Source organism: Nocardioides coralli (genome assembly GCF_019880385.1).
GTDB lineage: Bacteria > Actinomycetota > Actinomycetes > Propionibacteriales > Nocardioidaceae > Nocardioides > Nocardioides coralli.
The window spans coordinates 1253102-1266949 of record NZ_CP082273.1 but is presented as its reverse complement, the minus strand read 5'-3'; the positions used below and the strand labels follow the sequence as shown (position 1 = coordinate 1266949).

General features: G+C 71.4%; 13 protein-coding genes. 7 read left to right on the top strand and 6 right to left on the bottom strand.

Annotated elements, in window-relative coordinates:
* Positions 1-54 precede the first annotated feature (54 nt).
* From K6T13_RS06210 to K6T13_RS06195, 4 genes are read left to right on the top strand one after another with little or no spacing between them, the layout of a single operon-like run.
* A complete protein-coding gene (locus K6T13_RS06210) occupies positions 55-903 on the top strand; it encodes an MBL fold metallo-hydrolase (RefSeq protein ID WP_222897645.1) in 849 nt (282 codons plus the stop codon).
* Between the two features lie 33 nt (positions 904-936).
* Complete coding sequence (locus tag K6T13_RS06205) at positions 937-1185, top strand: hypothetical protein (RefSeq protein ID WP_222897644.1); 249 nt, start codon at positions 937-939, stop codon at positions 1183-1185.
* Positions 1186-1199: 14 nt separating this feature from the next.
* On the top strand, positions 1200-2057 hold the full coding sequence (locus K6T13_RS06200; protein ID WP_222897643.1) for a DUF3097 domain-containing protein: 858 nt from the start codon (positions 1200-1202) through the stop codon (positions 2055-2057).
* On the top strand, positions 2054-2476 hold the full coding sequence (locus K6T13_RS06195) for a DUF4870 domain-containing protein (RefSeq protein ID WP_222897642.1): 423 nt from the start codon (positions 2054-2056) through the stop codon (positions 2474-2476). The genes K6T13_RS06200 and K6T13_RS06195 overlap by 4 nt, the downstream gene beginning before the upstream one ends.
* A gap of 5 nt (positions 2477-2481) precedes the next feature.
* Here K6T13_RS06195 and hemW read toward each other — a convergent pair whose 3' ends face one another.
* The 3 genes from hemW to K6T13_RS06180 all read right to left on the bottom strand — a co-directional run bounded on the left by hemW (position 2482) and on the right by K6T13_RS06180 (position 6322).
* A complete protein-coding gene (hemW, locus tag K6T13_RS06190; RefSeq protein WP_222897641.1) occupies positions 2482-3693 on the bottom strand; it encodes a radical SAM family heme chaperone HemW in 1212 nt (403 codons plus the stop codon).
* Between the two features lie 60 nt (positions 3694-3753).
* Complete coding sequence (locus tag K6T13_RS06185) at positions 3754-5571, bottom strand: AMP-dependent synthetase/ligase (protein WP_346729102.1); 1818 nt, start codon at positions 5569-5571, stop codon at positions 3754-3756.
* Between the two features lie 106 nt (positions 5572-5677).
* Positions 5678-6322 carry an MOSC domain-containing protein gene (locus tag K6T13_RS06180; protein WP_222897640.1) on the bottom strand — a complete coding sequence of 215 codons (645 nt, stop codon included), beginning with the start codon at positions 6320-6322 and terminating at the stop codon, positions 5678-5680.
* A gap of 267 nt (positions 6323-6589) precedes the next feature.
* Between K6T13_RS06180 and K6T13_RS06175 the strand changes: the two genes are divergently transcribed.
* Positions 6590-8008, top strand: coding sequence for a 13E12 repeat family protein (locus tag K6T13_RS06175; RefSeq protein WP_222897639.1), 1419 nt, complete (start codon positions 6590-6592; stop codon positions 8006-8008).
* A 351-nt stretch (positions 8009-8359) separates the two neighbouring features.
* On the opposite strand, the gene K6T13_RS06170 is transcribed toward K6T13_RS06175, so the two are convergent.
* Positions 8360-9277 carry an aminoglycoside phosphotransferase family protein gene (locus K6T13_RS06170; protein WP_249423961.1) on the bottom strand — a complete coding sequence of 306 codons (918 nt, stop codon included), beginning with the start codon at positions 9275-9277 and terminating at the stop codon, positions 8360-8362.
* Positions 9278-9280: 3 nt separating this feature from the next.
* The gene (gene lepA / locus K6T13_RS06165) at positions 9281-11155 is read right to left on the bottom strand and encodes a translation elongation factor 4 (RefSeq protein ID WP_222897638.1); all 1875 of its coding nucleotides are present in this window, start codon (positions 11153-11155) and stop codon (positions 9281-9283) included.
* A 322-nt stretch (positions 11156-11477) separates the two neighbouring features.
* Between lepA and K6T13_RS06160 the strand changes: the two genes are divergently transcribed.
* Both K6T13_RS06160 and rpsT read left to right on the top strand, forming a co-directional pair.
* The gene (locus K6T13_RS06160) at positions 11478-12416 is read left to right on the top strand and encodes a hypothetical protein (protein ID WP_222897637.1); all 939 of its coding nucleotides are present in this window, start codon (positions 11478-11480) and stop codon (positions 12414-12416) included.
* A gap of 132 nt (positions 12417-12548) precedes the next feature.
* A complete protein-coding gene (rpsT, locus tag K6T13_RS06155; RefSeq protein ID WP_222897636.1) occupies positions 12549-12809 on the top strand; it encodes a 30S ribosomal protein S20 in 261 nt (86 codons plus the stop codon).
* A 55-nt stretch (positions 12810-12864) separates the two neighbouring features.
* On the opposite strand, the gene holA is transcribed toward rpsT, so the two are convergent.
* Positions 12865-13848, bottom strand: coding sequence for a DNA polymerase III subunit delta (gene holA / locus K6T13_RS06150; protein WP_222897635.1), 984 nt, complete (start codon positions 13846-13848; stop codon positions 12865-12867).

Genomic DNA, 13848 nt, shown 5'->3' with positions numbered 1-13848 from the left:
CCACGATTCTGGCACTCGCTCGATCTGAGTGCCAAGCCTACTAGGGTCGGGGGCGTGGCTGACTTCGACGAGGTCGCGGACCGGGTGTGGGTCGCGCGGCACGAGTGGTTCGACCTCAACGTGACCGTCGTGGGGGGTGACCGGGGGCTGCTGGTCGTCGACACCCACGGGTCCGCCGCCGCGGCGGGTGAGGTCGCCGCCGACGTACGCCGCCTGGCCGCCGGGTCCGTGATCGGGATCGTCAACACGCACTGGCACCACGACCACACCTTCGGCAACGGACGGCTGCGCCAGGAGTTCGGCGCGGTGCCGGTCACCGCGCACGAGGAGGCAGCCGCCGAGCTCGCCGCGGGCGCCGAGGGGGTCCGGCGGCGCTATGCCGAGTCCGACGACCCGCACCGCGACGAGGTGCTCGCGACGGAGGTCGTGCTGCCCGACGACACCTTCTCCTCCGTCCGGGTCATCGACCTCGGCGACCGGGTCGTGGAGCTGCTCCATCCCGGACGCGGACACACGGCGGGCGACCTGGTGGTGCAGGTCCCCGACGCCGACGTGCTCCTCGCGGGTGACCTCGTCGAGGAGTCGGCGCCGCCGTCCCTGGGTCCGGACTCCTTCCCGATGGACTGGCCGCTGACCCTCGACCTGGTGATCGGACTCCTGAAGCCCACCAGCGTCGTGGTGCCGGGTCACGGCGCCCTCGTCGACCGCGCCTTCGTCGAGCGCCAGCACGACGAGCTGGGCGTCGTGGCCGAGACCATCCGCGACCTCGCCGGACGCGGCGTCCCGCTCGCCGACGCACTGACCGAGGCCACGTGGCCGTGGGATCCGTCGCTGCTCGAGCACGCCGTGGCGCGCGGCTACGAACAGCTGCCACGCAGCCAGAAACGGCTGCCGCTGGTCTGACGCGGTCCGCTGCCGACCCGCTAGTTTGCGGCCATGAGCGAATCCGAGAGTGAGCCCGGCGGCATCCGTGACGAGGACCTCCCCGAGGACCTCCAGCCCGGGGAGGACAACCCCCTGGCCGAGCCGCTGGCGGACGACGTCGACCCGGACGAGCTCGACCTCGAGGGCGGCAAGACCGCCGAGGAGTCCGAGGACGAGGCGGACGACGCGGGCGACTCGGGCGACACCGGGTCGGACTCCCACGACGACGGCGCGTCCGCAGCGGGCGGGACCGACGACTGACCTACCGTGTCGCGGTGACCTCCCCGCGCGACCGCTACGGCACCGACGTCCTCGCCACCGACTGGCGCGCTCCCGCCCGCGGTCGCGCCGTCGAGGCACCGGCGGAGAAGGGCGAGGTGGTCGAGGAGGTCACCACCGACTTCTGCGGCGAGATCGTCGCCGTTGACCGCGACCTGCACACCGTCACCCTCGAGGACCGGCGCGGCTCGCGGCGTACCTTCCCCCTGGGAGCGGGGTTCCTGCTCGAGGGGCGACCCGTCATCCTCACCGCGCCCGCCCGCAACCCGGCACCGGCACGGCCGACCCGGACCGCCTCCGGCTCGGTCGCCGTCCACGGGGCCCAGGCGCGGGTGGCCAGGCAGAGCCGGATCTACGTCGAGGGCCGCCACGACGCCGAGCTCGTCGAGAAGGTGTGGGGTGACGACCTCCGACTGGAGGGCGTCGTCGTCGAGTACCTCGGGGGCGTCGACGATCTGGCCGCGCACCTGCGCGACTTCCGCCCCGGCCCGGGACGTCGGGTCGGCGTCCTCGTCGACCACCTCGTCACCGGGTCGAAGGAGAAGCGGATCGCCGATGCGATCGCGCGGTCCGACATCGGGCCGCACGTGCTCATCACGGGTCACCCGTTCATCGACATCTGGCAGGCGGTGAAGCCGGAGCGGCTGGGCATCGGCGCCTGGCCGGCGGTGCCGAAACGCGAGGACTGGAAGCGCGGTACCTGCCAGCGGCTGGGGTGGCCCCACCGGGACCAGGCCGACATCGCCCGGGCCTGGCGCCACGTCCTGGGCGGGGTGCGCGGCTTCCAGGACCTCGAGCCGGCGCTCCTCGGACGCGTCGAGGAGCTCATCGACTTCGTTACGCTGGAACCATGAGCGATCCCCACGGGCAGCCGCCGTACGGCGACCCGGCCCACGGCCCCGGCGACGCCGTCACCCAGGAGGCGAAGAACTGGGCCCTGGTGTCCCACATCGGCACCCTCGTCTCGGCCTACATCGCCTTGGGCTTCCTCGCCCCGCTGCTGGTGATGCTCATCAAGGGCGAGTCCCCCTTCGTGCGCCGGCACGCGGTCGAGTCGCTCAACTTCCAGATCTCCGTGCTCATCTACGCCATCGCCGGGACGATCGTCTCCGTGCTCCTCGTGGTGCTCACCTTCGGGATCCTGGCGTTCGTGATCGTGCCGATCGCCGTGGTCCTGGCGCTGGTCGTCCTCGGGCTCATCATCCTGGCGACGGTCCGGGCCGCCAACGGCGAGGACTACCGCTACCCGCTGACGCTGCGCCTGGTGAAGTAGCCGGCTCAGGGCAGCAGGTCGCGCACCACCGCGTCGGCCAGCAGCCGGCCGGTCGTCGTCAGCACCAGCCGGTCGGCGTCGGCGACCACCAGCCCCCGTGAGGTCAGCCCGGGGACCGCAGCACGCCCGCCGTCGTCGAGCAAGGCGACGTCCAGTCCCGCTCGCAACCGGGTCTCCAGCAGCACCCGCTCCACGCGCCGGGTCTCGCCGTCCAGGAGCTCGCGGGCGTGTGCGGGGCTGGCTCCGGCGGCCAGCCGGTCGGCGTACGCCGCGGGATGCTTGACGTTCCACCACCGCACTCCACCGACGTGGGAGTGGGCCCCCGGGCCGATCCCCCACCAGTCGGCGCCGGTCCAGTAGAGCTCGTTGTGGCGGCAGCGGGCGACCGCGTCCCTCGCCCAGTTGGACACCTCGTACCACCCGAGACCGGCTGCCGTGAGCCGCTCGTCGGCGACCAGGTACTTGTCGGCGAGGTCGTCGTCGTCGGTCATCGGCAGCTCGCCGCGCCGGATCCGCCGGGCCAGGGCGGTGCCCTCCTCCACGATGAGGGCGTACGCCGACACGTGGTCGGGCTCGCAGGCCAGGGCCTCGTCGAGCGAGCTGCTCCAGTCGGCGAGGGACTCCCCCGGCGTGCCGTAGATGAGGTCGAGGCTGACCTGGTCGAAGCCCGCCTCTCGGGCCCACCGCACGGCGGCCGGCACCCGGAGCGGGTCGTGCGTGCGGTCGAGCGTCGCCAGCACGTGCGGCACGGCGGACTGCATGCCGAAGGAGATCCGGGTCAGTCCCACCTCGCGCAGCTGCGCGAGGTCCCAGGCGGTCACGGAGTCCGGATTGGCCTCGGTCGTCGCCTCGACGCCGTCGGCGAAGCCGAACTCGGCGCCGATCGCGGCCAGGACCGCTCCGAGGTCGGCGGGCGGCAGCAGCGTCGGGGTGCCACCGCCGAGGAAGACCGTCGACACCGGCAGGTCGGTGTCACCGAGCACCCGCCTGGCCTGGCGGACCTCGGCGATCGCCCACTCGGCGTACGACCCGCGGTTGACGCCCGAGCCGAGCTCCTCGGCGGTGTAGGTGTTGAAGTCGCAGTAGCCGCACCGCACGGTGCAGAAGGGGACGTGCACGTAGATCCCGAACGGGCGCTGACCGAGCTCGTCGAGCGCGCTGTCGGGGAGCCGTCCGTCGGCCGGGGCGGGCTCCCCCGTGGGCAGGGCCGAGGGCACCTCGCCATCGTGCCACGCCCGGCCCCGGGCCACCGGATCGGCGGCCCGGGGTGGCCGGGCTCAGGCGTAGAAGGAGTCGATGAGCTCCTTGTGGTTGTCCTGCACGACGTTGCGCTTGACCTTCATCGACGGCGTCAGCTCGCCCGACTCGACCGTCAGGTCGTGGTCGAGCAGCTCCCACTTCTTGATGGTCTCCCAGCGGTTGAGGCGGCTGTTGAGCTCCTCGACGTAGCCCGCGACCATCTCGCGGCACTGGTCGGACTTCACGATCGCCGCGTAGTCGCCGCTGACACCGTTCTCCTCGGCCCACCCGGCGATCGCGTCCGGGTCGAGCGTGATCAGCGCGACGCAGAACTGCCGCTCGTCACCGAAGACCATGAACTGGCTGGCGTAGGGACAGATCGCCTTGAACTTCGACTCGATCGCCGGGGGCGCGACGTACTTGCCGCCGGAGGTCTTGAACAGCTCCTTGATCCGGCCGGTGATCGTCAGGTAGCCGTCGCTGTCGAGCGAGCCCTTGTCGCCGGTACGCAGCCACCCGTCGTCGGTCAGCGTCGCCGCCGTCTCCTCGGGCCGGTTGTGGTAGCCGTCCATGACGCCCGGGCCCTTGACCATGATCTCGTCGTTGTCGCCGAGCTTGACCTGGGTACCGGGGACGGCGGGGCCGACGGTGCCGAAGCGGTAGTCCTCGGGGTGGTTGACGAAGGAGCCGGCGGAGGTCTCGGTGAGCCCGTAGCCCTCCAGGATCAGGATCCCCGCGGCGTGGAACCACTCCGCGATGTCGCGGTTGAGGGCCGCGGCGCCGGAGATGAAGAAGCGGACCCGGCCGCCGAAGCGGTCGCGCACCTTGCTGAAGACCAGCTTGTCGAACAGGCCGTGCTGCAGCTTGAGCGGCAGCGGGATCGACTTGCCCTCGCGCTTGAGGCGATCGACCTCGAGCCCCACCTTGAACGCCTGCTTGAAGATCTTCTCCTTGGCCCCACCCTCGGCGGCGGTCATGGTGACGATCCGTCCGTGCGCCTTCTCGAAGATCCGGGGGGCCGCACCCATGAACGTCGGCTTCACCACCCCGAGGTTGTCGACGATCTTCTCCACGCGACCGTCGATCGCGGTCGCGAAGCCGCACGCCATCTGGGTCGACAGCAGCACCTTGCCGAACGAGTGCGCCATCGGCAGCCACAGGAACTGCAGGTCGTCCTCGTGCAGGATGTTCTGCGCCTTGATCGCCTCGCCCTCGTAGACCCAGGACTTGTGCTGGAGCCGGACACCCTTCGGGCGGCCGGTGGTCCCCGAGGTGTAGATGAGGGTCGCGAGCTGGTCCGGCGCGATCGACGCGGCCTTCTCCTTGATCACGTCGGGGTGCTCGGCGAGGTAGGCCGATCCGAGCTCGGCCAGGTCGTCCATCGAGATGATCCAGTCGCCGTCGGTGGTGCCCTCGAAGGTCACGACCTTCGACACGTGGGGCAGCTCGTTGCGGTGCTCCTTGATCTTGGCGACCTGGGTGTCGTCCTCGGCGAAGACCACCCGGCACTCCGCGTCCCCGAGGATGTAGGAGGTGTCCTCGCTGTTGGTGGTCGGGTAGACCGTCGTGGTGGCGCCGCCCGCGCACATGATGGCGAGGTCAGCGAGGATCCACTCGTAGCGCGTGCCCGAGGCGATCCCGACCCGCTGCTCGTTCTCCAGGCCGAGCGACAGCAGTCCGGCCGCCAGCGCGGAGACCTTCTCGCCGGCCTGCCGCCAGGTCACCGACTCCCAGGACTCGCCCACGGGGTAGCGGAACGCCTCCAGGTCCGCGGACTGCTCGACCCGGTCGTGGAACTGGATCGCGACGTTCGCCGGCATCGTCTCGAGGAAGCTGGTGTCGTGGGTAAGGGGCACGGGGAACTCCTGGCGTCACTCGGGGTGCTGTTTCCGATTAACCTAGAACACCCTGTTACGCAGCGGTAGCACATCCACGAAGTGGTGCGGGATCGTCACCGACGACTCACCCCGCGACGTAGCGCTCTGCCCTGAGTCGCGCCTCGGTCACGAGGTCGGGCACCTCGAGCAGCCGCGGCAGGAGGGCGGGCTCCGTGGTGAGGGCCCGGAACATCAGCGACACCGTGACGCCGTGACCGGGTCGCGCGACGACCTCGGCCCGGTCACCGCTGGAGACCTCGCCGTCCTCCAGGACGCGGAGGTAGGGACCAGGCCTTCCCGTCGCGGCGAAGCGCTTGACCCAGCCGGCGCTGTCGAGGCCGCACTCGCCGAGCCAGCCCTTGAAGTCGTTGCAGGGGATCCGGACCGAGGCGACCTCGAGCAGCGCGCTGCCCACCCGCCACCGCTCGCCGACCTCCGCGCCGTTGACGTCGTACCCGCTGGTCGTGAGGTTCTCGCCGAACAACCCGTCACGCAGGTGGGTGTCGAGCTCGAGGCCCCACAGGTCGAGGTCCTCGCGCGCGAAGGCGTAGACCGCCTGGTCGACGCCGCCGTGGTGCCGGGTGTCGGACACCTGGTCACCGGCGAGGCCGAGGCGGTGCACCTCCACGGGGCCGGGAACCGTGTGCTTCTCGATCGAGGTCCGTCCGATCTTCGCCCACGCCCACTGGCGCGGCTGACCGACGTTCACCGACCGCACCACGAACTCCACCCGCCCATCCCACCACGGGACCCCACCCCGGGCACGGTGACCCACCCCTCCACGTTCGATCACCTGGTCTCGAAGCCGCCGGTGGTTGAGGTGCGAGCGGGACGCCGCCGGTGGTTGAGGTGCGAGCGCCAGCGAGCCTCGAAACCCCCGGCCCTCCTCCGCCAACCCGACCCCACGGAGGTCGAGCTTGTCGAGACCCCCCTCCGGGGTGTGGAGAACCGCTCAACCACGGGGGTTGCTGTCAGTGGTGAGTGCTTGGGTGGACTCATGGCGATCACCGCACCCGAGCAGCCCGGCACCCTGCCGGATGACGCTGCGGGGGTGCTGGCGGCGGCGCGGGCCGAGACCGCCGCCGCGGACCGCGCCGAGGCCCGCAAGCTCCAGCTCGCGGTGCAGTGGGCGATCATCCACCCCGCCGAGAGCGTGGAGGACGCCGAGACCTACACCTTCCGCTCCGGCCTGGAAGGCGTGATCCCGATCGCCGGCCCCGGCGCCCCCCTGGTGGCAGAGTTCAGCGTCGCCGAGTACGCCGCCGCCCTCGGCCTCTCCACCGAGGCCGGCAAGCACTACCTCGGCCAGGCCGTCGAGCTCCGCTACCGACTCCCCCGCCTGTGGGCACGGGTGGTGGCCGGGGACCTGCCGGCCTGGAAGGCCCGCCGGGTCGCCGACGCCACCATCGGCGCCGACCTCACCCCCGAAGCCGCCACGTTCGTCGACCAACACGTCGCCCCGGTGGCCCACAAGATCCGCCCCACGGCCCTGGACCGGCTGGTCGAGGAGGCCATCGGCCGGTTCATGCCCGACCAGGCCGAACAACGCCGCCGCGACGGCCTCGACCGGCGGCACTTCACCGTCGACCGCAACCACGTCTCCTTCGACGGCACCGCCTACGTCACCGGCGAGCTCGACCTGGCCGACGCGATCAGCCTCGACGACGCCGTGCGTGGGCTGGCCACCCAGCTGGCCGACCTCGGCTCCGAGGCGACCCTGGACCAGCGCCGCGCCCTCGCGGTCGGCGAGCTCGCCCGCCGCCAGCTCACCCTCGACCTCACCCCGCCGGAGGCTGGGGGCTCGAGGTCGGAGGTTGAGGTGCGAGCGCAGCGAGCCACGAAACCCCCGGCCCCCACCCGCACACCGGTCCGGAAGACCGTGCTCTACCTCCACCTCAGCACCGACGCCCTCACCGGCACCGGGGGCGGGATCGGGCGGTGTGAGACCACCCGCGCCCCGGTCACCGCCACCCAGATCCGCGACTGGTGCGGCCACCCCGACACCCACCTGGTGGTCCAGCCCGTCATCGACCTCAACCAGCACGTCCACGTCGACCAGTACGAGATCCCCCACCGCATCACCGAGCGCGTGACCCTGCGCGACCTCACCTGCGTCTTCCCCCACTGCACCCGGCCCGCCCGCCGCCTCCACCCCGACCACCACGGCTGCGACCACGACCACACCACTCCCTATCGCGACCACCCGGAGACCTCCACGACCGGCATCGCCCCGCTGTGCCGACGCCACCACCGCCACAAGACCCACGGCCACTGGCACTACGAAACCCCCGAACCCGGCACCTACCGGTGGACCTCACCCCACGGCCACCACTACCTCCGCGACCACACCGGCACCACCGCCATCGACCCCACCGGCGACGCCCGGCCCGAGCCCGACCCACCCCACCGAGATTGACCCCGCCCCACACCCCGCCCACCACAGGGCGGGGCCCCAGGCACGTTCCCGCACGACCGAGCTCAGTCGAGCGTGAGATCGCCTTCCACGATCAGCAGGACGCTGGCTGTGCTCGACCGTGTCTGGTGCACCTCACCGCTCTCCCACGCGACAGCCTGACCTGCCGCGACCACCATGGGGAGCCGTCAGCCCGGCTGGCCTCGACCGACCCCGACAGCACGACGAGCAGCTGGGGGAGGCGCGAGATGCCGCCCGATCCGCCCACCCCCGGCCAGGGTGACGATGGTGACGGCGCCCAGCCCAGCCAACCACGATCCGCACCAGGCGAACGTGCCACCACGTCGACAACGCTCAGTCCTGGACGGCCTTCACCAGCGCGACGCACTGCGTGATCCGGTCCCGTTCCGGGTTCGTCATGGCGCGATCCGCACGCCGGGCGTCGTGGACCGTCCACGAGGCATCGATCACCATGCGCACGATGACCCAGTCCCGGGCCCGGTGCTCGTCCAGGCCGCCCGCGTCGACGAGGGTGTGGAATCGGCGCCTGATCCCGTCGCGCAGGTCGCCCGCCAGCTCCTCCCACCGGTTCCACAGCATCGGCGCGGGCTCCCAGTGGGCATCCCCGCTCATCGGCTTGGGGTCGATGACCAGCCACGGTTCCCGGTCGCCGGCCAGCACGTTCTCGTAGTGCAGGTCGCCGTGGATCATCACGCCGGTGCTCGCGTCATCCGTCGTCAGTCCCCGACCGAGGTGGATCGCCTGCTCCACCATCCGCCGCGGGACGGGGATCTCACGGCCGAGGGCCTCCAGGTCGTCGAGCCACCGGTCGACGTACGCCGTGAGCGGCCGCAGCTGTGGCAGCGCGGGTCGGTGGAGCCGCTCGTAGAACCCGGCGACGATCTCGCACGCCTCGAGGTCCCAGCTCTCCGTGAGGTCCTGGGGGTGCAGCCGCTCCAGGAGCAGGGCCCGGTGCCGGGGATCGGCGCGCAGCAGCCCGACGGTGCCGTTGCCGGCCCAGTGCTGGAGGGCCAACCCCTCGTGCAGGCTCTCGTCGTCGCCGTCGAAGCTCACCTTCAACGCAGCCGGCACCCCGCGGGGGTCACGAACCGGGACGACCAGCGAGCAGAACCCGTGCATCGGGGGTCCGTCGACGGTGAGCTCCCACTCCTCCACCAGCTCGTCGCGCAGCCTCGGCAAGCGATCGAGCCAGGAGATCCAGTCCTCCCCGAGCAGCCGCCGCTCCTGCAGCGCAGGCGGGATGTCCGCCACCGGCTACTTCTTGCCCGGCTTCTCGGCAGGCTGGGTGGTGGACAGAGCGGCGATGAAGGCTTCCTGGGGCACCTCGACGCGGCCCACCATCTTCATCCGCTTCTTGCCCTCCTTCTGCTTCTCCAGCAGCTTCCGCTTCCGGGTGATGTCACCGCCGTAGCACTTGGCGAGCACGTCCTTGCGGATGGCGCGGATGGTCTCGCGCGCGATCACCCGCGAACCGATCGCGGCCTGGATCGGGACCTCGAACTGCTGCCGCGGGATCAGGTCCTTCAGCTTCCCGGCCAGCATCACGCCGTAGGAGTACGCCGCGTCGCGGTGGACGATCGCGGAGAAGGCGTCGACGGGCTCGCCCTGGAGCAGGATGTCGACCTTCACGAGCTCGGCGGACTGGTCGCCGGTGGGCTCGTAGTCGAGCGAGGCGTAGCCCTTGGTGCGGGACTTCAGCTGGTCGAAAAAGTCGAAGACGATCTCGGCGAGCGGCAGCGTGTAGCGCATCTCCACCCGGTCCTGGGACAGGTAGTCCATGCCCAGGAGAGACCCGCGCTTGTCCTGGCAGAGCTCCATGATCGTGCCGATGTAGTCGGACGGGCTCAGGATGGTCGCGCGGACGACGGGCTCCCGCACCTCGGCGATCTTGCCCTCGGGGTACTCGCTGGGGTTGGTGACCTCGTGACCGGTGCCGTCCTCCATCGTCACCTCGTAGACGACGTTGGGCGCGGTGGAGATCAGGTCGAGCCCGAACTCGCGCTCGAGCCGGTCGCGGGTGATCTCCATGTGGAGCAGCCCCAGGAAGCCGCAGCGGAACCCGAACCCGAGCGCGCCCGAGGTCTCCGGCTCGTAGGTCAGGGCGGCGTCGTTGAGCTGCAGCTTGTCCAGCGCCTCCCGCAGGTCGGGGTACTGGTCCCCGTCGATCGGGTAGAGGCCCGCGAACACCATGGGGTTGGGGTGCTTGTAGCCGCCCAGCGCCTGCTCCGCGCCATGGTGCTGGGTGGTGACCGTGTCGCCGACCCGGGACTGCCGCACGTCCTTCACGCCCGTGATCAGGTAGCCGACCTCGCCGACCCCGATCTCGTCGGCCTTCACCGGCTCCGGGCTGATGACACCGATCTCGAGCAGCTCGTGGGTCGCGCCGGTCGACATCATCTTGATCCGGTCGCGGTGCCGCAGGCTGCCGTCCACGACGCGCACGTAGGTCACGACCCCGCGATAGGTGTCGTAGACGGAGTCGAAGATCAGTGCCCTGGCCGCGGTCTCGGCCTCGCCGACCGGCGGAGGGGTCTGCTTGACGATCTCGTTGAGCACGGCCTCGACCCCCTCGCCGGTCTTCGCGCTGACCCGGAGCACGTCGGAGGGGTCGCACCCGATGATGTGCGCGAGCTCGGCGGCGTACTTCTCCGGGTCCGCCGAGGGCAGATCGATCTTGTTGAGCACCGGGATGATGTGGAGGTCGGCGCCCAGCGCCAGGTAGAGGTTGGCGAGCGTCTGCGCCTCGATCCCCTGGGCCGCATCCACGAGCAGGATCGCCGCCTCGCACGCCGCCAGGCTGCGCGACACCTCGTAGGTGAAGTCGACGTGGCCGGGTGTGTCGATCATGTTGAGCACATAGGTGCCCGGCTCGGCACCCTCGGCGTTCCCGTCCGGGACCGTCCACGGCATCCGCACCGCCTGGCTCTTGATCGTGATGCCGCGCTCGCGCTCGATGTCCATCCGGTCGAGGTACTGCGCCCGGGCCGAGCGCTCGTCGACGACGCCGGTCAGCTGCAGCATCCGGTCGGCCAGGGTCGACTTGCCGTGGTCGATGTGGGCGATGATGCAGAAGTTCCGGATGATCGCCGGGTCGGTGGTGCCGGGCAACGGCTGCGTCTGGGCGGGCACGGACTGCTTTCGTCGGTCGCGGATGCGGGCGGGAGGCCGATTCTTCCACGGGGGACGTCGCGAACCAGAACTGCCGGCGGAGGCCGTGACCTTCGGCCCCCCGGTGCGTTGATGGGGTAAGGCTGCCGGGGGGTGGCGTCACACGGACCGGTTGACACCGGGGGGTTCCCGGTCCGTGACAGAACGGAGAAGGTCCACCTGCGTCCGGGCGCGGGTGGGGGCACCTGCTCGGACTTCGCTCGGCGCGCCGCCCTCCGCGCAGCCCCTCCCCTCCCGGGGCGTCGGCCCCGCCATCCCGCCGCTGCGATGTGAGGATGCCGGCATGCAGCTCGCTCCCCCGCTCACGTCCGAGACCGCTCGGAGACTGGAGTGGCGATTCCTGCCCCCGCCGCTGCGCACGATGATCGAGCGCCGCTGCGGCTCCCCCGTCGTCGAGGCCCAGAGCCAGAACCGTGGTTTCACCCCCGGCTTCGCCTCGGTGCTCATCTGCGAGGACGGCAGTCGTCACTTCGTCAAGGCAGCCTCGGCCCGGGCACAGCCGGTCTTCGCCGACGCCTACCGCGAGGAGGCCCGCAAGCTGGCCGCGCTCCCCGCGGCCGCGCCGGCTCCGGCCCTGCTCTGGGTCGAGGACGACGACTGGGTCGTGCTGGGGATCGAGCACGTCGAGGCCGACCAGCCGGCTCGCCCGTGGCAGCTCGGAGACCTCGACCGCTGCCTGGACACCCTGGAGGCCGCAGCCGAGGTGCTGACGCCGGCGCCGGAGGCCCTGGCGCTGGAGACCTTCGAGGCGGAGCTGGCCTCCTTCGTCGGCCACTGGGAGTCGGTGCTGGCCCGGCGCCCCGACCTTGCCCACGGCGAGGAGGCTGCGGCCCTGGCGGCCGGCTTCGCCGAGGTCACCCGCGGGGACACCGTCGTCCACACCGACCTGCGCGACGACAACGTGCTGCTGGCCCGCGACGGCCGCACCCTCTTCTGCGACTGGAACTGGCCTGTGGTCGGCGCCCCGTGGCTCGACTCGCTGCTGCTGCTCGTCGGCCCGCGTGGTGACGGGATCGACGTCGACGCCGTGATCCGCGCCCGACCGCTGCTCCACGACGTACCCGCCGAGGCGGTCGACGCGGTGCTGGCGCTGGTGACGGGCTACTTCCTCAAGTCCGCCGGCGACCCGGTGCCCTCGACCTCCCCCTACCTGCGCGACCACCAGCGCTGGCAGGGCGAGGTGTGCTGGGAATGGCTCGCCGAACGGCGCGGTTGGGCCTGACGCGGGTCGCCGACCGGCCCCTCTCGTGATTTGGGTGCGCCGACGGCGCGCTGCTAACCTTGCACGTCGCGCGCGGCAGACCGCGCCGACCACAGCATCAGCACCTCATCCACCGACTCGAAGGCTTCATCAGTGGCGAACATCAAGTCCCAGATCAAGCGGAACAAGCAGAACCAGAAGCGTCACGAGCGCAACAAGGCCGTCAAGACCGGCCTGAAGACCGCCGTGCGCAAGTTCCGCGAGGCCGCTGACGCCGGAGACAAGGACACCGCCGTCGCGGCGAGCCGCGAGGCCGCTCGCAAGCTCGACAAGGCGGTCTCCAAGGGTGTCATCCACAAGAACCAGGCCGCCAACCGCAAGTCGGCCATCATGAAGCGCGCGTCGTCCCTCTGACGCACCGCTCCTGCGAGAACCCGCCCTCGTGGCGGGTTCTCTTGCATTTCGGCCCCTACCGCTGGTCGCGGAAGCCGGTCACGCTCAGCACGAGCCGCTCGAGGGTGTAGGAGGCGTCGCTGGCGGCACCCTTGATGTCGGCGTCGGCCTGGGCGACCGCCCGGATCACCCGGGCGATGCCACTCTCCGTCCAGGCGCGGGACTGGTCGCGCACCGTCCGCACCTTCCAGGGGGGTACGCCGAGCTCGCGGGCCAGGTCTCCGTCGCGCATGCCGCGCGGCGCCGCGAGGTAGCGGGCGACGCTGCGGGCACTGCCGGCGAAGGCCGAGGTGACCAGGACGGGTGGGGTGCCGGTGTCGAGGGCCCACCGCAGCTCCTCCAGCGCCGCGGCGCGCCGTCCCCAGAACGCCGCGTCGGCGACCGCGAAGGACTTGGCCTCGGCCCGACCCCCGAAGTACTTCCGGACCTCGTCGACGCCGAGCGTGCTGTCGGGGAAGTCGGCGACCAGCTGTGAGGCGGCCGCGGCGAGCGAGCGGAGGTCCTGGCCCACGGCCTGCACCAGGGCCGCTGCCGCCTCCTGCTCGATCCGGCCGCCGGCGGCGCGCACCTCGGCGGCCACGAAGCCGGGGAACTCGGAGGCCTTCAGCTCCGCCGACTTCACCTCCGTGACCGATCCGAGCTTGCGGAGCTTCGTGAGGACACCCGAGCCCTTCTGGCCCCCACCGTGGACGAGGACCAGCGCCACCTCGTCGACCGGCGAGGCGGCGTAGGCCAGCAACCCCTCGACCGACTCCTCGGGCAGGTCCTCCAGGCCCCGGACGACCACGCAGCGGGTGGCGGAGAAGAGGGACGGGGCGGCGAGCTCGCCCAGGGACGCGGGAGCGAGGTCGACGCCGCGGGTCTCGGAGAGCTCCGCCTCGTCGTCGTGGGCCATCACGGCCGCGCGCACCTCGGCGACGGACCGCTCCCCCAGGAACTCCTCCTTGCCGGTCACGAGGGTGACCCGGCCGAGGACGTCTGCTGCTCGCGGGCCGGCCAT

What these genes read in the sequence shown, in the direction of transcription:
- K6T13_RS06160 (WP_222897637.1), top strand. Translation starts at nt 11,478, where the DNA reads ATGCAGCTCGCTCCCCCGCTCACGTCCGAGACCGCTCGGAGACTGGAG.
- K6T13_RS06205 (WP_222897644.1), top strand. Translation starts at nt 937, where the DNA reads ATGAGCGAATCCGAGAGTGAGCCCGGCGGCATCCGTGACGAGGACCTC.
- K6T13_RS06195 (WP_222897642.1), top strand. Translation starts at nt 2,054, where the DNA reads ATGAGCGATCCCCACGGGCAGCCGCCGTACGGCGACCCGGCCCACGGC.
- holA (WP_222897635.1), bottom strand. Translation starts at nt 13,848, where the DNA reads ATGGCCGGCCCGCGAGCAGCAGACGTCCTCGGCCGGGTCACCCTCGTG.
- K6T13_RS06175 (WP_222897639.1), top strand. Translation starts at nt 6,590, where the DNA reads ATGGCGATCACCGCACCCGAGCAGCCCGGCACCCTGCCGGATGACGCT.